At 74.5% G+C, this 20,050-nt stretch carries 17 protein-coding genes and 1 riboswitch; of the genes, 9 read left to right on the top strand and 8 right to left on the bottom strand.

The window, feature by feature from the left end:
• Both SGUI_RS14075 and SGUI_RS14080 read right to left on the bottom strand, forming a co-directional pair.
• Positions 1-711, bottom strand: coding sequence for a response regulator transcription factor (locus SGUI_RS14075; protein WP_066641341.1), 711 nt, complete (start codon positions 709-711; stop codon positions 1-3).
• 53 nt (positions 712-764) lie between these two features.
• Positions 765-2,435 carry a DNA repair helicase XPB gene (locus tag SGUI_RS14080; protein WP_066641343.1) on the bottom strand — a complete coding sequence of 557 codons (1,671 nt, stop codon included), beginning with the start codon at positions 2,433-2,435 and terminating at the stop codon, positions 765-767.
• A gap of 202 nt (positions 2,436-2,637) precedes the next feature.
• Positions 2,638-2,768, top strand: a riboswitch (FMN riboswitch).
• Between the two features lie 118 nt (positions 2,769-2,886).
• Here SGUI_RS14080 and ribD point away from each other — a divergent pair.
• The 6 genes from ribD to SGUI_RS14110 are packed head-to-tail and all read left to right on the top strand — an operon-like array spanning position 2,887 to position 8,173.
• Entirely contained in the window at positions 2,887-4,140 is a 1,254-nt protein-coding gene (gene ribD, locus SGUI_RS14085; RefSeq protein WP_237141371.1) for a bifunctional diaminohydroxyphosphoribosylaminopyrimidine deaminase/5-amino-6-(5-phosphoribosylamino)uracil reductase RibD, read from the top strand.
• Positions 4,140-4,739 carry a riboflavin synthase gene (locus SGUI_RS14090; RefSeq protein ID WP_066641345.1) on the top strand — a complete coding sequence of 200 codons (600 nt, stop codon included), beginning with the start codon at positions 4,140-4,142 and terminating at the stop codon, positions 4,737-4,739. The genes ribD and SGUI_RS14090 overlap by 1 nt, the downstream gene beginning before the upstream one ends.
• A complete protein-coding gene (ribB, locus tag SGUI_RS14095; protein WP_066641347.1) occupies positions 4,736-5,974 on the top strand; it encodes a 3,4-dihydroxy-2-butanone-4-phosphate synthase in 1,239 nt (412 codons plus the stop codon). The genes SGUI_RS14090 and ribB overlap by 4 nt, the downstream gene beginning before the upstream one ends.
• Positions 5,971-6,432 carry a 6,7-dimethyl-8-ribityllumazine synthase gene (gene ribH, locus SGUI_RS14100; RefSeq protein ID WP_066641349.1) on the top strand — a complete coding sequence of 154 codons (462 nt, stop codon included), beginning with the start codon at positions 5,971-5,973 and terminating at the stop codon, positions 6,430-6,432. Before ribB ends, ribH begins: the two co-directional genes overlap by 4 nt.
• 35 nt (positions 6,433-6,467) lie before the next feature.
• On the top strand, positions 6,468-7,406 hold the full coding sequence (locus tag SGUI_RS14105; protein ID WP_066641351.1) for a hydroxymethylglutaryl-CoA lyase: 939 nt from the start codon (positions 6,468-6,470) through the stop codon (positions 7,404-7,406).
• Positions 7,407-7,438: 32 nt separating this feature from the next.
• A complete protein-coding gene (locus tag SGUI_RS14110) occupies positions 7,439-8,173 on the top strand; it encodes a GOLPH3/VPS74 family protein (RefSeq protein ID WP_066641353.1) in 735 nt (244 codons plus the stop codon).
• 21 nt (positions 8,174-8,194) lie between these two features.
• Here SGUI_RS14110 and SGUI_RS14115 read toward each other — a convergent pair whose 3' ends face one another.
• Positions 8,195-9,790 carry an ABC transporter permease gene (locus tag SGUI_RS14115; RefSeq protein WP_066641357.1) on the bottom strand — a complete coding sequence of 532 codons (1,596 nt, stop codon included), beginning with the start codon at positions 9,788-9,790 and terminating at the stop codon, positions 8,195-8,197.
• The gene (locus SGUI_RS14120) at positions 9,787-10,677 is read right to left on the bottom strand and encodes an ABC transporter ATP-binding protein (RefSeq protein WP_066641362.1); all 891 of its coding nucleotides are present in this window, start codon (positions 10,675-10,677) and stop codon (positions 9,787-9,789) included. Before SGUI_RS14120 ends, SGUI_RS14115 begins: the two co-directional genes overlap by 4 nt.
• A 103-nt stretch (positions 10,678-10,780) precedes the next feature.
• On the opposite strand from SGUI_RS14120, the gene SGUI_RS14125 reads away from it, so the two are divergent.
• The 3 genes from SGUI_RS14125 to SGUI_RS14135 all read left to right on the top strand — a co-directional run bounded on the left by SGUI_RS14125 (position 10,781) and on the right by SGUI_RS14135 (position 14,033).
• The gene (locus SGUI_RS14125) at positions 10,781-11,245 is read left to right on the top strand and encodes an NUDIX domain-containing protein (RefSeq protein WP_066641364.1); all 465 of its coding nucleotides are present in this window, start codon (positions 10,781-10,783) and stop codon (positions 11,243-11,245) included.
• Positions 11,246-11,288: 43 nt separating this feature from the next.
• A complete protein-coding gene (locus tag SGUI_RS14130) occupies positions 11,289-11,567 on the top strand; it encodes a hypothetical protein (protein ID WP_066641366.1) in 279 nt (92 codons plus the stop codon).
• A gap of 483 nt (positions 11,568-12,050) precedes the next feature.
• Complete coding sequence (locus SGUI_RS14135; RefSeq protein WP_066643444.1) at positions 12,051-14,033, top strand: M13 family metallopeptidase; 1,983 nt, start codon at positions 12,051-12,053, stop codon at positions 14,031-14,033.
• 126 nt (positions 14,034-14,159) lie between these two features.
• Here the strand turns inward: SGUI_RS14135 and SGUI_RS17205 are convergent, their stop codons facing one another.
• Genes SGUI_RS17205 through SGUI_RS14150 form a run of 4 tightly spaced genes read right to left on the bottom strand, consistent with a single transcriptional unit; the run spans position 14,160 to position 20,048 of the window.
• Entirely contained in the window at positions 14,160-15,263 is a 1,104-nt protein-coding gene (locus SGUI_RS17205) for an SGNH hydrolase domain-containing protein (protein ID WP_083190702.1), read from the bottom strand.
• A 30-nt stretch (positions 15,264-15,293) separates the two neighbouring features.
• Positions 15,294-16,277 carry an acyltransferase family protein gene (locus SGUI_RS17210; RefSeq protein ID WP_191090919.1) on the bottom strand — a complete coding sequence of 328 codons (984 nt, stop codon included), beginning with the start codon at positions 16,275-16,277 and terminating at the stop codon, positions 15,294-15,296.
• Between the two features lie 23 nt (positions 16,278-16,300).
• Positions 16,301-18,556, bottom strand: a complete 2,256-nt coding sequence (locus tag SGUI_RS14145; RefSeq protein ID WP_066641368.1) for a helicase-associated domain-containing protein — start codon at positions 18,554-18,556, stop codon at positions 16,301-16,303.
• Entirely contained in the window at positions 18,549-20,048 is a 1,500-nt protein-coding gene (locus SGUI_RS14150) for a gluconokinase (RefSeq protein ID WP_066641370.1), read from the bottom strand. The genes SGUI_RS14145 and SGUI_RS14150 overlap by 8 nt, the downstream gene beginning before the upstream one ends.
• Between the last annotated feature and the right edge of the window lie 2 nt (positions 20,049-20,050).

Consider the following 20,050-nt stretch of genomic DNA (forward strand, 5'->3'; position numbering starts at 1 on the left):
TCAGCGCGGCTCGCGCAGCACGTAGCCGACGCCGCGCTTGGTGTGGATGAGCGGCTCGCCGACGACGTCGATCTTGCGCCGCAGGTAGGAGATGTAGGACTCCACGATGTTCATCTCGCCGCGGAAGTCGTAGTCCCACACGTGGTCCAGGATCTGGCTCTTGGAGAGCACCCGGCCGGGGTTGAGCATGAGGTAGCGCAGCAGCTTGAACTCGGTGGGGGAGACCTCGATGACCTTGCCCGCGCGGCGCACCTCGTGGCTGTCCTCGTCCAGCTCCAGGTCCGCGACCCGCAGCGCGTGGTCGTCGCCCTCCTCGGCGACCCGGGTGCGGCGCAGCACGGCGCGGATGCGGGCCACGACCTCCTCCAGGCTGAACGGCTTGGTGACGTAGTCGTCGCCGCCGACGGTGAGGCCCTTGATCTTGTCGTCGAGGGAGTCCTTGGCGGTGAGGAAGACGATCGGCAGGTCCAGGCCCCGCTCGCGCAGGGTGCGCGTCACGGTGAAGCCGTCCATGTCCGGCAGCATGATGTCGAGCACGGCGAGGTCGAAGTCGTGCTCGCCGGACAGCTGCAGCGCGCTGCGCCCGTCGGGGGCGGCGTGCACCGCGAAGCCGGCGAAGCGCAGGCTCGTCGTCAGCAGCTCGCGGATGTTGGTCTCGTCCTCGACCACCAGCAGCGTGGCCTCCGGATCGGTGTCACTGGCGGTGGTCATACACCCATCGTGACGATGGAGCCTGGGCGTTCCCTGGGAGTATGCTGCGCAGGTCAGCTCGTGCCGGGGGCCGAGACGTCGAGGTCGTCCGCGTCGACGATGCGGTAGGCATACCCCTGCTCGGCGAGGAAACGCTGCCGGTGCGCGGCGAACTCGGCGTCCACCGTGTCGCGCGTGACCAGCGTGTAGAAGTGCGCGGTGCGCCCGTCGCCCTTGGGGCGCAGGACCCGGCCCAGTCGCTGCGCCTCCTCCTGGCGCGAGCCGAAGGTGCCCGAGACCTGGATGGCGACGCTGGCCTCGGGCAGGTCGATGGAGAAGTTCGCGACCTTGCTCACGACGAGCAGGCTGATCTCGCCCTCGCGGAACTGCCGGAAGAGCTCCTGCCGGCGCGCCACCGTCGTCTCGCCGGTGATGAGCGGGGCGTCCAGGCGCTCGGAGAGCTGCTCGAGCTGCTCGAGGTACTGGCCGATGACGAGCGTGGGCTGGCCGCGGTGGTGCTCCACGAGGCGGTCGACCACCGTGTCCTTGGCCGGGGCGCAGGCGGCGAAGCGGTAGCGCTCGTCCGGCTCGGCGACGGCATACGCCATCCGCATCGCCTCCGGCATGCTCACCCGCACCTCGACGCAGTCGGCGGGCGCGATGTAGCCCTGGGACTCGATGTCCTTCCACGGCGCGTCGAAGCGCTTGGGGCCGATGAGCGAGAAGACGTCGGACTCGCGGCCGTCCTCGCGCACCAGCGTGGCGGTGAGGCCCAGGCGGCGGCGCGCCTGCAGGTCGGCGGTCATCCGGAAGATCGGCGCGGGCAGCAGGTGCACCTCGTCGTAGACGATGAGGCCCCAGTCGCGGGCGTCGAGCAGGTCCAGGTGTGGGAAGACGCCCTTCCGCTTGAGCGTGAGGACCTGGTAGGTCGCGATGGTGACCGGGCGGATCTCCTTGCGGGAGCCGGAGTACTCCCCGATCTCGTCCTCGGTGAGCGTGGTGCGGCGCAGCAGCTCCTCGCGCCACTGCCGGGCGCTCACCGTGTTGGTGACGAGGATGAGCGTCGTCGTCGAGGAGCGGGCCATCGCCCCGGCCCCGACGAGGGTCTTGCCCGCGCCGCAGGGGAGGACGACGACGCCGGAGCCGCCGTCCCAGAAGCCGTCCACCGCGTGCTGCTGGTAGGGGCGCAGCGACCAGTCGGTGGTGTCCAGGTCGATCGGGTGGGCCTCGCCGTCGACGTAGCCCGCGAGGTCCTCGGCCGGCCAGCCGACCTTCAGCAGCTCCTGCTTGAGGTGGCCGCGCTCGGAGGCGTGCACCCGGACGGTGTCCTCGTCCACCCGGTCGCCGACGAGGGGCGTGATCTTCTTGTGCCGCAGCACCTCGGTGAGGACCGCGCGGTCGGTCGTGCGGAGCACGAGGACCGGCTCGTCGCCGCCGTCGACGACCTCCTTGGTCAGGGTGAGGCGGCCGTAGCGGGCCATCGTCTCGGCGACGTCGACGAGCAGCGACTGCGGCACGGGGAAGCGGCTGTGCTCGATGAGGGCATGCACCACCTGCTCGGCGTCGTGGCCCGCGGCGCGGGCGTTCCACAGGCCGAGCGGGGTCACGCGATAGGTATGCACGTGCTCGGGCGCGCGCTCCAGCTCGGCGAAGGGCGCGATGTCGCGCCGCGCGGCGTCGGCGCCGTCGTGGTCGACCTCGAGCAGGAGGGTCTTGTCGGACTGGACGATCAGGGGGCCGTTCATCGTGCGGATAACGGTATGCCGCCCCGCGCGCATTCCGCGACGCGCGACCGCCACCCGACCGGGCGTCGCGTGTGGTTGCTCACCGCTCGACCGGGCGTCGCCTGTGGTTGCCGAGCCAACCATTCGCGGCGCTCGGTGGGGGGCTGGGCAACCATTCGCGACGCTCGGTGGGGAGGGCGGGGGTAGACTGGCAGGGAACGACATACGCGCTCCGGGGTCGGTGAAACTCCGAGCCGGCGGTGACAGTCCGCGACCCGACCGCAGCCAGCGGCCGGTTGACCTGGTGGAACTCCAGGACCGACGGTGAAAGTCCGGAAGGGAGGCAGCGCGTGGGTCGGCGGCCTGGCCGTCCGCCCACCCGTCGCGGGCACGCCTCGCGACCCGTGGCGGCGTCGCCGTCGTCCCCGCAGCCTCCCCACGTCCCCGGGCACCGACCTGGAGAGGACGACGGGTGACCGGCCACTACACCCTGCACCCCGCGCCGCCGACGGCCGCGGTCGAGGCCGCGCTTGACCGCGCGGTCGAGCTGGCTCGGCGCGGGCCCCGCCAGGACCGCAACCCGCGGGTCGGGTGCGTCCTGCTCGACCCAAAGGGTGTGACCGTGGGGGAGGGCTTCCACGCCGGCCACGGGACGCCGCACGCCGAGGCCGTGGCGCTCGCCGCGGCGGGTGACTCGGCGCGTGGCACGACCGCCGTCGTCACGCTCGAGCCCTGCTCGCACCACGGCAGGACGCCGCCGTGCGCCGACGCGCTGGTCGCCGCCGGCATCACGCAGGTCGTGTATGCCGGTGCCGACCCCACGCACGCCGGTGGCGGTGCCCGGGTGCTCCGGGAGGCGGGGGTCGACGTGCGCAAGCACCGGCACACCGGGGCCGAGCAGGTCGTGGCCGACTGGGCCCGGGCGGCGACGCTGGGGCGCCCGCACGTCACGTGGAAGCTGGCCAGCACCCTCGACGGCCGGGTCGCCGCGGCCGACGGGACCAGCCGCTGGATCACCTCGCCGGAGTCACGCGCGGAGGCGCACCGGGTGCGGACGCGGGTCGGCGCTGTCGTCGTCGGCACCGGGACCGCGCTGGCCGACGACCCCTCGCTCACCGCTCGGGACCGCGCCGGTCGGCTCCTGCAGGAGCAACCGCTCCGGGTCGTCGTGGGCCACCGGGACCTGCCCGCGGGGAGCCGGCTGGGGGAGACGCGGGAGGGGGAGATGGTGCCGGAAGAAGGGCCTGCCGACGGCTGGTCGTCGGGAGAAGGACCTCGCGACGACCAGGTCTCTTCCTCGAGAGAGGGGCCGGTGCTGCACCTGCGCACCCACGACCCGGCGCAGGTGCTGGCCGAGCTGCGCGGTCGCGGGGTGCACAGCGTGCTGCTCGAGGGCGGCCCGACGCTGGCCGGCGCGTTCTGGCGGGCCGGGCTGGTCGACGAGCTGCTCGTCCACCTCGCGCCGGCCCTGCTCGGTTCTGGGCCCGGTGCTGTCCCCGACCTCGGCATCGGCACCCTCGCCGACGCCGCGCGCCTGGAGCTCGTCGACGTCGACCGGCTCGGACCGGACCTGCAGCTGCGGCTCCGGTCGGTGCCCGGCCCGGCTACGACCCGGAACGGCTCCGCACCCGCCCACAGCGCCTCCTCGGCGTCCACCGGCACCGCTGCTGTTCACGCGGCCTCGAGCGAGCACGCGCATACCCCGTCCGACCAGGAGGTCCCCTGATGTTCACCGGCATCGTCGAGGAGCTCGGCTCCCTCGTCTCGCGCACCGACGGCACCGACGCGAGCGTCGTGGAGGTCCGCGGCCCGCTCGTGGTGGCGGACGCCGCCAACGGCGCGTCGATCGCCGTCAACGGCGTCTGCCTGACGGTGACCCGGCACACCGAGGACGGCTTCACCGCCGACGTCATGGCCGAGACCCTCGCCGTCACCACCCTCGGCGGGCTCGCGCCCGGCGACCCGGTCAACCTGGAGCGCTCGCTGCCGGGCGGCGGGCGGCTCGGCGGCCACGTCGTGCAGGGCCACGTCGACGGCACGACCACGGTGCTCTCGCGCACCCCGGGGGAGCGGTGGGAGGTGGTCCGGCTCGCGCTGCCGCCGCAGCTGGCGCGCTACGTCGCGCACAAGGGCTCGGTCGCCCTCGACGGCGTCTCGCTCACCGTCTCGGCGCTCGGGCCGGACTGGTTCGAGGTCTCGCTCATCCCCACCACGCTGGACCTCACCACCCTCGGGGTCCGTGGGCCGGGCCAGGCGGTCAACGTCGAGGTCGACGTGCTCGCGAAGTATGCCGAGCGCCTGCTCGACCCGGAGCTGGCCCGATGAGCGCCGGATCGGCGCAGGCCCCGGACCTGCCCCGGGCCCTGGCGGCGCTGCGCGCGGGACGGCCGGTGCTGGTGCTCGACGACGAGGACCGGGAGGACGAGGGCGACGTCGTGCTCGCGGCGCAGACGCTCACCCCGGCGTGGACCGGCTGGGCGGTCCGGCACACCTCCGGCTTCCTCTGCGCGCCCATGCCGGGCGCGTGGGCCGACCGGCTGGGGCTGCCGGCGATGGTCGCCGACGCGGCGAACGAGGACGAGCTGCGGACGGCATACACCGTCACCGTGGACGCCGCCACGGGCGTGACCACCGGGATCAGCGCCGCCGACCGCTGCCGCACCGCGCAGGTGCTCGCCGACGAGGACAGCACCGCGGCCGACCTGCGGCGTCCCGGTCACCTCGTGCCGCTGCGCGCCCGCGACGGCGGCGTGCTCGCCCGCCGGGGTCACACCGAGGCGTGCGTCGACCTCTGCCGGCTCGCCGGTCTGGCCCCGGTGGGGGTGATCGGCGAGCTCGTGGCCGACGACGGCGAGATGCTGCGCGGGCCGGCGGTGCGGGCGCTCGCCGCCGAGCACGACCTGCCGGTCCTGACCATCGCCGAGCTCGCCACCCACCGCCTGCGGCACGACCGGGTCGAGCGGGTCGCCAGCTCGACCCTGCCGACCGAGCACGGCGAGCTGGTGGTGCACGGCTACCGCGACCGGGTGACCGGGCTCGAGCACCTGGCGCTGCTCGGCCGGCCGGACCCCGGTCCGAGCCCGCTGGTCCGGGTGCACTCCGAGTGCCTCACCGGCGAGTCGCTGGGCTCCCGGCGGTGCGACTGCGGGCCCCAGCTGCAGGACGCGCTCGCCCGGGTCGCGGTCGAGGGCGGGGCGGTGGTCTACCTGCGCGGGCACGAGGGGCGCGGGGTCGGCCTCGTCGACAAGCTCCGGGCGTATGCCGCGCAGGACGGCGGCCTCGACACGGTCGCCGCGCAGGAGGCGCTGGGGCTGCCGGTGGACGCCCGGGACCACTCCGTCGCCGCCGCGATCCTCGAGGACGTCGGCCTCGCCGGCCGTCCATTGCGGCTGCTGACCCACAACCCGGACAAGGTCGCCGCCCTCACCGGGCTCGGCCTCGTCGTCGCCGAGACGCTGCCGTCCGGGCGGGCGGCACCGGCCGAGGCACAGGCATACCTGCGGACGAAGGTGGAGCGCCTCGGGCACACCCCGCACCACGAGACGAGGAGCACAGCATGAGCAAGGCCGGAGCGCCCACCCTGAGCGTCGACGGGACCGGGCTGCGGGTCGCGGTCGTCGCCGCCTCCCGGCACACGACCGTCATGGACGGCCTGCTCGACGGCGCCCGCCGCGCGCTCGCCGAGGCGCATGTCGAGGACGTGCGCGAGGTGCGCGTGCCCGGGAGCTTCGAGCTGCCCGTGGCCGCGGCCCGGCTCGCGCGGGAGGGGTATGACGCGGTCGTCGCCCTCGGTGTGGTGATCCGGGGCGGCACCCCGCACTTCGACTACGTGTGCCAGGCCGCGACGTGGGGGCTGACCCAGGCGTCGGTCGAGACCGGGGTCCCGGTCGGCTTCGGAGTGCTGACCTGCGACGACGAGCAGCAGGCGCTGGACCGCGCCGGGCTGCCGGGGTCGGCCGAGGACAAGGGCCACGAGGCCGCCACCGCCGCGGTCGCGACCGTGCTGGCCCTGCGCTGAGCTACCGGCGCCGGGGCATCTGAGAGGCTGGCGGCATGACGCGCACCCTGCCAATGACGGAGCCGCTGCCGGACCAGCCGGACCGGGTGACGATCTACGAGGTCGGCCCGCGCGACGGCCTGCAGAACGAGAAGTCCGTCGTGCCGACGCAGGTCAAGGCGGAGTTCGTCCGGCGGCTGCTGGCCGCCGGGCTGGAGACCGTGGAGCTCACCAGCTTCGTCCCGCAGAAGTGGGTGCCCCAGCTCGGGGACGCCGAGGAGCTGATGGACCTGCTGGGGGAGGAGGGGCTGGGCCAGCGGCGCCCGGTCCTCGTGCCCAACGAGCGAGGGCTGGACCGGGCGCTGGAGCGCGGCGTCACCTCGGTCGCGATCTTCGGCAGCGCCACCGAGACCTTCGCCCGCAAGAACCTCAACAGGTCGGTCGAGGAGTCGGTCCAGATGTTCGCCCCCGTGGTGAAGCGCGCGCTCGACGCCGGCGCGTGGGTCCGGGCCTACGTCTCGATGTGCTTCGGCGACCCGTGGGAGGGCCCGGTGCCGGTCGAGCAGGTCGTCGACGCCTGCTCCCGGCTCATGGACCTCGGCTGCGACCAGCTCTCGATCGGCGACACGATCGGCGTGGGCACGCCCGGGCACGTGCACCGGCTCCTCGACGCCCTCGGTGACGCGGGGATCGGCCCGGAACAGACGGCCGTGCACTTCCACGACACCTACGGGCAGGCGCTGGCCAACACCATGACCGCCATCGGCGACGGGGTGCGGGTCGTCGATGCCTCGACCGGAGGCCTGGGCGGCTGCCCCTATGCCAGGTCCGCCACCGGCAACCTCGCGACCGAGGACCTCGTCTGGGCCCTCGACGGCCTGGGTATCGAGCACGGCGCCGACCTCGACGCGCTCGTGCGGACGAGCACCTGGATGGCCGAGCAGCTCGGTCGCCCGGCGCCCTCGCGGGTGGTCAAGGCCCTGGCCGGGGACTGACGCCGAGCCTCGTCGGACCCTACGATGAGCCGATGCTGCTGGCCGACGAGCTCATCCTGCTGCTGCTCGACGACCGGACCGGCCACTGGCTGGTCCGCCGCCCTGCGGTGCGCGCGTCGGTGCGGGTGGCGCTGGTGGTCGAGCTGCTGGCCCGGCGCCAGCTCGCCCTCGACGACGGCGGGGTGCTCGTCCAGGGGCTGAGCGGCACCACCGGCGGCGACCGGGTCCTGGAGCAGGTGGCCCAGCAGGTCGTCGGCCAGCGCCCGGCAGAGCTCAAGCGCCCCCGCCGTGGCGAGGTCGAGGAGCTGCTGGCCGGCCTGCGGGACTCCGGAGTGCTGCGGCGGACCTGGCTCAACCGCAACCGGCACCTGCCCCGCGACACCCACCCCGAGGCAGGCGTGCGCGCCCGGCTGCGCGAGGCGCTCGGCGTCGACCGGCGGCCGGACCGGCATACCGCGCTGCTCGTCGCCCTCGTCTTCGAGCTCGGCCTGCTGCCCACGCTCTTCCCCGACGAGGACGTGCTCACCCTCGACCACCGGGCGGCGATCATCGTCGAGGCGCTGCGCACCGACCTGCACTACTTCCCGACGACGCTCGAGGACGACGCGCGCGAGCGGATCGAGGGGCGGGACGTCGCAAGTGGTGTGGGGGATGCGATCTCGGGCGTCGGGGACGCGCTGGAGTTCCTCGAGGTCGTGGTGGGCGCGACCCGGCTCCTCAGCCTGCCGGTGCGTGCCCTGGTGCGCGTGCTCGGCGAGCTGCCCTGAGAGGTAGGGCGACCTCCTCCCTCAGGTGCCGGTGATGTCGCGCCGCCGGTAGCCGAGCGCGCCGAGGGCGATGAGCACGACCGCGAGCGCGAGCGTGCCGAGCACGGCGGTCCAGTCCACCGTGTCGACCGGCAGCTGCGGCAGCGCCGCCCACGGGGTGAGCCGGGTCAGCCACTCCGGCAGGTCGAGCGCGGCACCGACCCACACCATGAACAGGCTCCAGCCGATGACCACCCAGGCCAGCCAGCCGAGCCGGGGAGCCCACCCGTGCAGCAGCACCGCGACGCCGAGCGCGACGAGCCCGCCCGGCGCGAGCGCGAGCGCTCCCTCGGTGGTCCGCGCCACCCATGACCAGTCGCCGGTCGCCCGCGCCTGGTTGAGCGCGAGCACCGCCCCGACGGCCGCGAAGAGCACCACGGGGACGAGCACCGCGATCCCGAGGTGGCTGGCCAGCAGCTGGCGCCGGGAGAGCGCCGTCGACAGCACCAGCTCGGCGTGGCCCCGTTCCTCCTGCTCGTGCAGGCGCCCGAAGAGCTGCACCGCGAGGACCGCCACGACCACCGACACGATGCCCAGCATCGTCACGAAGAAGGCCTCGGTGAGCTGGTCGGTCCCGCCGCCCATGCGCTGGATGATGAGCTGCAGCTGCGGCACCTGCTCCAGCATCTCGCCGAAGCTCGTCGACAGCGACCCCATCGCGATGGCGAAGAGCAGCAGGCCCAGGCTCCACCCGATCACCTGTCCCCGGTGCAGCCGCCAGGCCAGCGCCCGGCCGCTGCGCAGCCCCGGGGGCGCCTCCGCCCGGCCGCTGCGTGCCGCCCACAGCCCGGACCCGTGGTCGCGGCGCGCCTCGAGCGCCACGGCACCCGCGAGCAGCAGCACGGTCGCCGCCGCGGGCAGGAGGAGCACCCACCAGCGCTCGCCGGCATACGGGCGGGCCAGCGCCATCCACTGCAGCGGTGAGGCCCAGGCCAGGCGCGTGACCGCGTCGTCGCTCGAGCCGTCGGCCACCGCCCGCAGGGTGTATGCCGCCGCGACCGTCCACAGGCCGATCGCCCGGGCGGTGCGCGCCGAGGCGCTCAGCTGGGCGGCGAGGGCGCCGACGGCGGCGAAGGTGGCGCCGACCAGCGCCAGCCCGGCGCCGAAGGCCACGGACCCGACGACCGGCTCGCCCAGCGCCGTCATCGAGGCGGCCACGAGGACCCCGAGGACGAGGCAGGCGGCGAGCGTGACGAGCATGCCCGCGACGAGCGGGACGTGCCGGCCGACGGAGGCGGAGCGCAGCAGCTCGGTGCGCCCGTCCTCCTCCTGGGCGCGGGTGGAGCGGATGATGCCGAGGACGGCCATGATCGAGGCCATGGCGGCGACGAAGGTGCCGACCCGCCATACCGTGAACCCGCCGGCGGTCGAGAGGTCGAAGGGCGGCCCGAGCATCGCCCGCATCGTCGGGTTGGAGGTCATCGTGGTGATGAGCAGGTCGGCGTTGTCCGGGTCGATGATCTGCTCGTAGGCCGCGGCCGTGGCGGGTACGACGGCGGTGAGCGCGAGCACCCAGGCGAGGTAGAACCAGCGGCTGCGGCGGGCCGCGAGCCGGACCAGCTCGCCGAGCCCGGTCACGAGTCGGACTCGTCGTAGTGCCGCAGGAAGAGCTCCTCCAGGGTCGGCGGGGTCGAGGTGATCGAGCGGATGCCCAGGGCCGAGAGCCGCGACATGACCGACCCCAGCTCGGTGTCGTCGACCTGGCAGGTCAGGCGGTGGCCCTCGATCTGCGCGTCGTGGACACCGGGCGCGTCGGCGACACCGGCGGGGACCGGCGCGGCGAGCTCGGCGACCACGGAAGTGCGGGTGAGGTGGCGCAGCTCGGCGAGCGTGCCGGACTCCACGATCTGCCCCGCGCGGATGATGGAGACCCGGTCGCAGAGGTGCTCGACCTCGGACAGGATGTGGCTGGAGAGCAGCACGGTCCGGCCCCGCTCGCGCTCGGCCTCGACGACGAGACGGAACTGCGCCTCCATGAGCGGGTCCAGCCCGCTCGTCGGCTCGTCCAGGAGGAGCAGCTCGACGTCGGAGGCGAGCGCGGCGACGAGCGCGACCTTCTGCCGGTTGCCCTTGGAGTAGGTCGTGCCCTTCTTGGTCGGGTCGAGGTCGAAGCGCTCCAGCAGATCGGCGCGACGGCCCTGGTCCAGCCCGCCGCGCAGCCGCCCGAGCAGGTCGATGACCTCCCCGCCGGTGAGGCCGGGCCAGAGCGCGACGTCGCCGGGTACGTAGGCGAGCCGCCGGTGCAGCGCCGGCGCGTCGGTCCAGGGGTCGCCGCCGAGGAGCCGGGCGGTGCCCGAGTCGGCGCGCAGCAGCCCGAGCAGGACCCTGATCGTCGTGGACTTGCCCGAGCCGTTGGGCCCGAGGAAGCCGTGCACCTCGCCCTGCGCGACCGACATCGTGAGCCGGTCCAGCGCGGTCGTGGCGCCGAACCGCTTGGTGACCTCGACGAGCTCGATGACGTCCACGTCGCCGAGGCTACTCCTGCGGCGACGAGGTGCGCGGCGCTGACGCGGCGGGGCGTCGGCATACCGGGGAGACGGCTGCGTCCGGTCGGTCTACGCTTCGCTCGTGATCGAGGAGAGGCCTGACGGGGCGAGCGCCAGCGACTACCTTCCGCCCACGCAGATCCGGGTGCTCAGCCTGGCCCTCATCCGGCACCCGGGGACCGGCGCCCTCTTCGTGACCGAGTACCTCGACCCGGCCCGCGACGAGACGCTGCACCGTCCCGCGGGCGGCGGGATCGAGTTCGGCGAGACCTCCGAGCAGGCGCTGCGGCGCGAGTTCCGCGAGGAGTTCGACACCGAGCTGGAGGTGGGGGAGCGGCTCGGGGTGGTCGAGAACATCTTCGTCTTCAACGGCCGCCCCGGGCACGAGTACATCGTGGTCCACGAGGCCACCTTCCTCGACCGGGCGATGCTCGGCCACGGCCCCTGGCCCGTGCTCGATGCCCCCAGCGACGTCGGGGTGTGGCGCCCCGCCACCGGCGTGGACCTTCCCCGCCTCGTCCCGGACGCCCTCGCCGACCTGTTTTGAGGGAGGCCCGCGGGGCCGGTCCGCGCTGGCATACTCCCTCGGTATGCCGATGGGTGAGGACGGGAGCTGGCGCCCGGGGACCCGTGAGGACCAGCGACGCGAGGCAGCCGCGCTCGGTGAGGACAAGGGTGTTCGCCTGATGAGGTGGGCGTTCCCAGTCTTCGCTGCACTCAGCTGGGTCACCTTCCTCTTGGGGTGGTCGCAGGGGGACGCCTGGCGCGCGGACGGCCTGCTCCTCTATCTGCTGATCGCCTGTGGGTGGAGCGTCCTCGCGCTCGGCGCCTGGTGGACGCACCTGCGTGCGAAGGCCCGCCGCACCTGACGCGAGCTCGGCGCTTCCGTCCCGCGCACACCCGGGCCGGAACGGCTCACCCGCGCACATGAACGCCTGAGCCGTTCGCGCCGGGCGTGTCGGCGGCCGAAGACTCACGTGGACGCTGCGGCCGGAGATGCCCGGCCCGCGCTGGCATACTCCCTCGGTATGCCGAAGGGCGAGGATGGGAGCTGGCGCCCGGGGACCCGGCAGGAGCAACGGCGCGAGGCAGCCGCACGGTTTGAGGCGAAGGGTGCGCGCCTGATGCTGTGGTCGTCGCCCGTCTTCGCGGCGATCTTCTGGATCCTCATCCTCGTCGGATGGGTGCGGGGCACGGACCTGCTCCTCCTGAATCTGCTGAGCGCCTGCCTCTGGAGCCTCATCACCATCGGCCTGTGGTGGACGCACCTGCGCGCGAGGGCCCGCCGCACCCGACGCAACGGCAAGATCGCTGGGTGCGAGGCGGGCGGCGGGACGGCATACCGTGGGGCCATGAAGTCAGGGATCGACCGCGACACCATGAACACCGACGTCCGACCGCAGGACGACCTCTTCGCGCACGTCAACGGGGGCTGGCTCGCGTCCGCGACGATCCCGGACGACCGCTCGCGCTACGGCGCCTTCGACACGCTGCGCGAGAACGCCGAGGCCGCGGTCCGCGAGCTCATCGAGACCGCCGCCCAGCGCCAGCCCGCGCTCGACACCCCGGCCGGCAAGGTGGGGGCGCTCTACGCCAGCTTCATGGACGCCGACCAGGTCGCGCAGGTGGGGACCGCGCCGCTGGTGGAGCCGCTGCGCCAGGTCGCGCAGGTCACCGACACGAGCGGGCTCGCCGCGCTGTCCGGCCGGCTGCAGCGCGAGGGCGTCGAGGGGCTCGCGCACATCTGGGTCACCGCCGACGCCGGTGACCCGGACAGCTACATCGCCTACCTGCACCAGGGCGGCATCGGGCTGCCGGACGAGGCCTACTACACCGACGAGGAGCACGCCGCGGTCCGCGACGCCTACCGCGCCTACCTCGCGAAGCTGCTCGAGCTGGCCGGGCCTGCGCTCGCCGAGGCCGGCCTCGACGAGGTCACCGGTGAGGACGCCGTGGAGCGCGTGTATGCCCTCGAGGAGCGGATCGCCGCCGCCCACTGGGACCGGGTCGCCGCCCGGGACGCGGTCAAGAGCTACACCCGCCTCACCCGCGCCGAGCTGGCCGAGCGCACCCCCGGCTGGGACTGGGACGCGTGGGCCGAGGGGCTCGGCGCCCCCGACGGCGCGCTCGACGCGGTCGTCGCCCGCCAGCCCGACGTGCTCACCGCGGTCGGGCAGGCCCTGCAGGACGTGCCCCTCGTCGACTGGCAGGCCTGGCTGGCGGTGCGGGTCGTCGACTCGCTCGCGCCCTACCTCACCGACGAGCTCGTCGAGGCCCACTTCGACTTCCACGGCCGCACCCTGTCCGGCACGCCCGCCAACAAGGAGCGGTGGAAGCGCGGGGTCGGTCTGGTCGAGGCGCTGCTCGGCGAGGCCGCGGGCGAGCTCTACGTCGAGGCGCACTTCCCGCCCGCAGCCCGCGAGCGGATGGGCGAGCTCGTCGCCAACGTCACCGAGGCCTTCAAGCAGCGCATCGGCGAGCTGGAGTGGATGGGCGAGCAGACCCAGGAGCGCGCGCTGGACAAGCTCGCGGCCTTCCGGCCCAAGATCGGCCACCCGCCGACCTTCCGCGACTACTCGGCATACCAGCTCGACGCGGGCGACCTCGTCGGCAACGTGCGCCGGGGCGCCGCCTTCGAGACCGACCGCGAGCTGGGCAAGATCGGTGGCGCGATCGACCAGGACGAGTGGCTCATGACGCCGCAGACGGTCAACGCCTACTACCACCCGATGCTCAACGAGATCGTCTTCCCCGCCGCGATCCTGCAGCCGCCGTTCTTCGACGTCGACGCCGACGACGCGGCCAACTACGGCGGGATCGGTGCGGTCATCGCGCACGAGATCGGGCACGGCTTCGACGACCAGGGCAGCAGGTATGCCGGTGACGGCTCGCTCACCGACTGGTGGACCGAGGCGGACCGGGAGGCCTTCGACGCGCGCAGCCAGCAGCTCATCGAGCAGTTCGGCACGCTGTCCCCGCGCGACATCCCCGGCGGCACCGCGACCGTCAACGGCGGCCTGACCGTCGGGGAGAACATCGGCGACCTGTGCGGGCTGGAGCTGGCCCACCTCGCCTACCGCATCGCCACCGACGGCTCCGCGCCGGAGGTCGACGGGTGGACCGGTGACCAGCGGTTCTTCCTCGGCTGGGGCTCGGTGTGGCGCACCATGGCCCGGGAGGAGGAGGCCCGGCGGCTGCTCTCGGTCGACCCGCACGCCCCGGCCGACCTGCGGGCCAACACCGTGCGCAACGTCGACGCCTTCCATGAGGCCTTCGGCACTCAGGAGGGTGACGAGCTCTGGCTGGCCCCGCAGGAGCGCGTCCGCATCTTCTGACCCGGCGGCCCCTTCCGACCCCCGCTGCCGGAATTCGACTACTGGTTTGCTCGCCATGGCGGACAAACCAGTAGTCGAATTCGTGCAGGGGGCAGGGGAGCGGCGGGCTCAGGCGGACGGCTCGAGTCAGCGGTAGAGCTGTGGGGCGGCCAGGCGGAGCTGGGCGTCGAGCCGGGGTGCGAGCGTGCGGACGTAGGTGGCCGTGAGGTGGCCGTCGTCGCTGTAGACGACCACGTCGCCCGCGACCGCCGGACAGGTCTCGTCGGTGCACACGCCGTCGACGAGGTCGACGAAGGACACGTTGTCCGGCACGTCCTCGCGGCCCGACCAGGGCGGGGCGTCGCGATAGCCCTGCGCCCGCGGCATACCGCAGGCGGCAAAGTCGTCACCGTGCTCGGCCAGGCAGCCCGGGACGTCCTGCGGCATGCGGGCGGTGTCGCGGAAGCCGATGACGTCGATGCGGGCGCCGTCCAGCTCCTCCCAGACCTCGACGAACCCGCGGGAGACCTGCTCGCTGCCCGGCTGGGTGGTCGACCCGAGGGTGAGCACCGCGTCCGGCTCCAGCTCCTCGATGGTCTCCAGGGCCTCGGTGTTCCAGGCCACGCAGCTGTCGGTCGGCGCGGCGTCGGTCGTGGTCGGGTAGTCACCGGGGTTGGCGCTGAAGTGGCAGCCGGAGCGGCTGATCACCACGATGTTCCACCCCTGCTGCTCCGCCACGAGCTGCAGCGCCGGCAGGTAGTGCACCATGTGCGACCCGCCGGTGAGCACCAGCGTGCGCTCCGCACCGGGGGAGGTGCCCTCGCAGACGAGGACCCGCGAGGCGGCCTCGGTGTCCTCGTGGCCCTGGATGCAGCCCTCGTCGTAGACGTCGGCGTTGTCCTGCGGCGCCGCGGACAGGGCCGGCACCGGCGTGGCGCCGGTGTTGCCGAAGGCGGGTTCCCGCAGGCCGGCCGCCCCGGGGTGCGACGGCCCGGACCGGGCCGCCTGGACCAGCGCTTCCTCGCGCTGCTGGACCAGCCGCGTCGTCCAGGTGGTGAGCAGCACGGCGCCGAGAGCCACCACGAGCGCACCGACGAGCACGACGCGCCAGGGCCGCTGCACCGGTGACCCCGTGAGCGGACGCTCGACGATCACGTGCGTCAGGTGCGCGAGGACGAGGGAGACGGCGATGACCAACGACCCGTCGACCGGCCCCAGCCGCTCCCGCCCGGTCACGACGAGCGTGAACACCGCGATCGGCCAGTGCCAGAGGAACAGCGGCTAGGCGATGTCGCCCGCCCACGCGAGCCACCGGCCGGACAGCCACCGGTCGGCCCCCCAGCGGGTGCCGGTCGAGCCCGCGGCCATGACCAGCGCGAAGCCCCCGACCGGCCACAGCGCCGCCGGGCCGGGGAAGAGGGCGGCCCCGTCGAGCACGAGCCCGGAGCTGGCGACCAGCGCGACCCCGAGCCAGCCGCAGACGAGGCGCGCGGCGCGGGGCACCCGGCGCTCCAGCGCGAGCAGGGCCAGCACGCCGCCCAGGGCCGGCTCCCACAACCGCGCACCGGTGTGCAGGTAGGCGACCTGCTGGTCGGCCAGGTGCAGCGACGTCGCCCAGGCCAACGAGCCGACCGTCACCGCCGCCACCACACCGAGCAGCACCGGCCACACCCTACGCCGCAGCACCCGCGCGAGCAGGACGGCGGCCACGACGACCAGCAGCCACAGCAGGTAGAACTGGCCCTGGACCGACATCGACCAGAAGTGCTGGACCGGGCTGGTGGACGCACCGGCCGCGCCGTAGCCGAGCTGGGAGTCGATGAGCTCCCAGTTCTCCCGGTAGGTCAGGCTCGCCAGCAGCTCGCGCCCCAGCTGCACCCAACGGGTCTCCGGGAGCAGGAGACGCCCGGCGACCCAGGTGGCGGCCAGGACGAGCACGGCGGCGGGCAGGAGGCGGCGGACGATCCGGCCGAGGTAGCGACCGACATGGACGGCGCCTCCGCTGCGGACCGCCTCCCGCGCCAGCATCCCGGTGAAGAGGAAGCCCGAGATCGCCAGGAAGACGTCGATCCCTCCCGAGACCCGCCCGTCGCCGAAGACGTGGAAGAGGACGACCAGGACGATCGCGAGCCCGCGCAGGCCGTGCAGCTCGGGCCGGTGCTGCGCGTCGAGGATAGGGTGGTCCGGCACCGGGTCCGCCCCGGCCCCTGGGACCTCGCCCCGCCCGTCGGGGTATGCCGTCGCCCCTGCACGTGGGGCGCTCACCGCGCCCCGGGTCCCGCTGCCGGTCACCGTGCCGGGCGCACCTTCGTGATCCGGTGCAGCAGGAAGGTCCGCACCTGGTCGGCGTCGCCGAGGCTCGCGCGCACCCGGCCCGCCTCCACGGCCAGCGGCCGCACGAGGTGGGTGGCCACGCCGCCGGCGTCGTCGGCATACCCGATCCAGAGCGCCTGGCCGTCCACCGCGGCCTCGCGCAGCGCGGCGCCGACCACGACCGGGTCGGTGACCGCGCCGCCGTCGTCGCGGTGGGCGCCGGCGGCGGCCTCGCCGCGGCGCATGACCCCGACCACCTGCCGGGCCACGACCTCGTCGACGCCGCTCGTGCGCACCGAGGGAGCTGCCGCCGCGGTCGCCCGGTACCGCCGCGCCGTGGCCAGCTCGAGGCCGCCGTCGCCGCCGTCGGCGACCGGGCCGTACTGCTCCTCGCGCAGCAGGTCCATCACCGTCGGGGCGGGCACGGGGGAGACGAGCACGGTCGGGGCGATGCGCCGCCACTGCAGCATCCCGAGCGCGCGGTCGTGCTCGATCCGGTCCAGCAGCGCGGCGTCGTCGCAGCGCAGGTAGGCCGAGCAGGCGCCGACCCGCGCGACGCCGTGCCGTCGGGCCACGTCGCGCACGAGGTAGTCCAGCGGCTGCGGGACGCCGGTACGGGAGACCGCGGCCAGCTCCTCCAGCACGCGGTCCGCGGTCCAGCCCAGGTCCAGCGCACGGCGCACGCTCTCCTCGCCGAACCGGTGCACGGTCGCGCCGCCGCGCGACTCCACGTCGCTCACCAGCCGCATGAGGGTGCGGGCCGGGCCGTCCAGCCGGCCCGGGGCGATCGCGGTGAGGTCGGCCTGCAGCAGCACGTGGTCCACCGCGGGCGGGACCAGCGGCTCCATGAGCTCGGCGGCGGTCGCTGCGTCGTCGGTCTCCCCGGCGACGACGGCGCGGCCGGGTCCGCTCAGCGCCCCGCGCCCGGTCACCCCGGCCCACTCCGCCTCGCGCAGCACGGTCCGCAGGTCGGCGTGGGTGTCGCCGGCGTGCCGCGCCGAGCGCAGCGGGTGCCGCCAGCGCAGCAGCTCGGTCAGCCCGTCCTCCTCGCCCACGGCGCCGGGGGGCAGGGTGGCGAGGGCCCGCAGGGTGTCCTGCCGGCGCTGGCGCCCGAGGGGGTATGACGTCGCGGTCGACAGCGCGTTGACCCGGCCGCCGTCCGTGGTCCCGACCAGGTCGGCCGCGGCCGAGGAAGCCCACCACGCACTCGCCAGGGCGGCCCAGCGGGCCCCGGCGCGGTCCTCGAGCCAGTCGTCCGCGGCCGGGGTCGGGGCCCACTGCGAGGGCTGCTCCTGGCGGCGGCCGCCGTCGTCCACGGCCAGCAGCCCGGCGGCGTGCGTGGTCTCGAGCAGCCAGGCGGTCTCCTCGGGGGAGGCCTCCAGGTGCGCGGCGAGCCGGGAGAGGTCGCGGACCGCGACCCCGCCGGAGCGCAGCACGCGCGGCGGCCGGGCGCCCCACTCCTCGAGGATCTCGGTGACCTGCACGACGAGCTCGGCAGCGCGGCCCCCCGCGGCGGCGTCGACGACGTCCGGGTCGAGCGTGACGTGCTCGAGCACCGGGGGATCGGGTGCCGGGTGCTGGTGCAGCCGCCCGCCGCGCAGCGCCAGCGCGACCTGGCGCGGGAGCACCACATGGCCCTCGTCCTCGCGCTCCAGCAGACCGGCGGCGACCAGCTCGGCGGCCGCCCTGGCGACGGGGGAGGCGGTGCCGTCCGGTGGCGCGACCGCGACCGCCCCGCGCGCCGGACCCCAGGTGAGCGCGTCGAGCAGGCTGCGCTGACGCGGGTCCAGGCCGTGCAGCAGGGTGTCCAGCTCCGCGGTGTCCGGGACCCGCTCACCGACCGGCCCCAGCCCCGCCGGGACGCCGACGACCTCCCCGAGGGTGCGGGCCGGCCGCAGGCCCTCCGGCGAGGACCACGCCAGGGCGAGGTCGGACAGGTCCTGCAGCAGCCGGGCGGCGGTGTCCCCCTCCGTCCCCAGCAGCGCGGCGAGGTCCGCCGGGGCGGCGGGGGCGGCCACGAGCAGCGCCTCCACCGCCTGCAGGTGCGCGAGGTCCAGCCCGTCCAGCGCGCGCTGCACGCTGGTCCGGGTCGTGGCGCGGCCGGCGAGCGCGGTGACGTCGGCCGGGGCCGGGCGGGCGAGGTCCGGCCGGTGCTGCAGCAGCGCCGCGAGCTCGTCGTCGGTCCGGGCCCGGAGGTCGTCGGCGAGCGAGCGGGCGGACCGGTCAGTCAAAGAGCGCCTCGTAGACGAGCTCGAACCGGCCGAAGCGCTCGCTGTAGTAGGGCCGTCGGGCGTAGTCGGGGGACAAAGTCTCGCCCCGCTCCGGCTTGGCCCGCCGCACGTCCGGGGCGAGGCTCTCCAGCGCGAGCAGCGCGGTGCCGTGCAGGGTGGTGCGCTTGAGCTTCACCGGCGTGACCGGCGTCCGCATCGCGTCGGCCATGATCTGCATGAGCTCGGGCCGGTTCGTGGCCACGCCCCCGCCGGCGTAGAGCTTCTCCGGCTGCGGGGCCACCTCGCGCAGCTGCTTGGCGATGCGGGCGTAGGACAGGGCGATCCCCTCGGCCACGCCGCGATAGACCTCGGCCGGCGCCGAGGCCGCGGTGACGCCCACGACCACCGCCCGGGCGTCGGAGGCCCACCCGGTGCTGCGCTCGCCGGTGAAGAAGGGCAGGACCAGCGGGGTGGTCTCGTGCGGCTCGGCCCGCAGCGCCTCGGCCAGCGCCTCGGGGCCGACGTCGTCGACCGCCAGCGTGACGTCGGCCCAGGCGAGGGCCCGCCCCACGTCGTTGAGGGCGCCGCCGATGAGCGACCGGTCGTGCGAGACGCGGTAGCACCACAGCCCGGGCGGCAGCGTCTCGGGCATCTCCCGCACGAGGACGCGCACGGCGCCGGAGGTGGCGCAGGAGGCCCCGATCGCGGTCTCGTCGTGCGCCCCCAGGCCGACGTTGGCGGCCAGGCCGTCCGTGATCGGGGCGTGCCACTGCGCCTCGGACAGCGCCGGCCACTCCTGCGCGATCCGCGCCGCGTGCTCCTCGGCGACCTCGACCGGCTGGTCCAGGTGGTGGATCGGGGGGAGCTGGTCGAGGGAGATGCCGCTGATCTCGACGAGCTCGGCATACCACTGCGCGGTATGCCGGTCCACGAGGCCGGTCCACGACGCCGTCGAGGTGCCGGTTGCCAGCGTCCCGGTGAGGTGGAGCATGAGGTAGTCGCCGAGGGAGAGGAAGGTGGCCGCCTGCTCCATGACCTCCGGCCGCTCCGCCGCCAGCCAGCGCAGCCGCGCCGGCCAGTAGCTCGAGTGCACCCGCGTCCCGGTGCGCTGCTGCAGGTTCTCCTCGGAGAGCTCCTCGCGCAGCTCGGTGACCTGCGCCGCGCACCGGCCGTCGGCATACGTGAAGCAGGGGGTCAGCGCCGCGCCGTCGCCGTCCACGACGACGAGGGAGGAGGCGAAGGTGTCGAGCGCGACCCCGGCGACCTGCTCGTCCTTGAGCGTGCCGAGCAGGTCCCCGACGATGCCGCGGACCTCCTCCAGGACCTGGGCGGGGTCGATCTCGGAGGTGCCGTCGGCGGCGATGGTGAAGGAGTGCGCCACCTTGGCCCGTTTGCCGACCGGGCGGCCGTGCGCGTCGTAGATCATCCCCCGGGTCGCGGTGGATCCCACGTCGATCGCGAGGACCAGGGGCGGCACGGCGTCCTTGCGCTCGATGTCGAAGTTCGAGGCCATGA

The organism is Serinicoccus hydrothermalis (assembly GCF_001685415.1).
Taxonomy (GTDB): domain Bacteria; phylum Actinomycetota; class Actinomycetes; order Actinomycetales; family Dermatophilaceae; genus Ornithinicoccus; species Ornithinicoccus hydrothermalis.

What these genes read in the sequence shown, in the direction of transcription:
- SGUI_RS14075 (WP_066641341.1), bottom strand. Translation starts at nt 711, where the DNA reads ATGACCACCGCCAGTGACACCGATCCGGAGGCCACGCTGCTGGTGGTC.
- SGUI_RS14080 (WP_066641343.1), bottom strand. Translation starts at nt 2,435, where the DNA reads ATGAACGGCCCCCTGATCGTCCAGTCCGACAAGACCCTCCTGCTCGAG.
- SGUI_RS14090 (WP_066641345.1), top strand. Translation starts at nt 4,140, where the DNA reads ATGTTCACCGGCATCGTCGAGGAGCTCGGCTCCCTCGTCTCGCGCACC.
- ribB (WP_066641347.1), top strand. Translation starts at nt 4,736, where the DNA reads ATGAGCGCCGGATCGGCGCAGGCCCCGGACCTGCCCCGGGCCCTGGCG.
- ribH (WP_066641349.1), top strand. Translation starts at nt 5,971, where the DNA reads ATGAGCAAGGCCGGAGCGCCCACCCTGAGCGTCGACGGGACCGGGCTG.
- SGUI_RS14105 (WP_066641351.1), top strand. Translation starts at nt 6,468, where the DNA reads ATGACGCGCACCCTGCCAATGACGGAGCCGCTGCCGGACCAGCCGGAC.
- SGUI_RS14110 (WP_066641353.1), top strand. Translation starts at nt 7,439, where the DNA reads ATGCTGCTGGCCGACGAGCTCATCCTGCTGCTGCTCGACGACCGGACC.
- SGUI_RS14130 (WP_066641366.1), top strand. Translation starts at nt 11,289, where the DNA reads ATGCCGATGGGTGAGGACGGGAGCTGGCGCCCGGGGACCCGTGAGGAC.
- SGUI_RS14135 (WP_066643444.1), top strand. Translation starts at nt 12,051, where the DNA reads ATGAAGTCAGGGATCGACCGCGACACCATGAACACCGACGTCCGACCG.
- SGUI_RS14150 (WP_066641370.1), bottom strand. Translation starts at nt 20,048, where the DNA reads ATGGCCTCGAACTTCGACATCGAGCGCAAGGACGCCGTGCCGCCCCTG.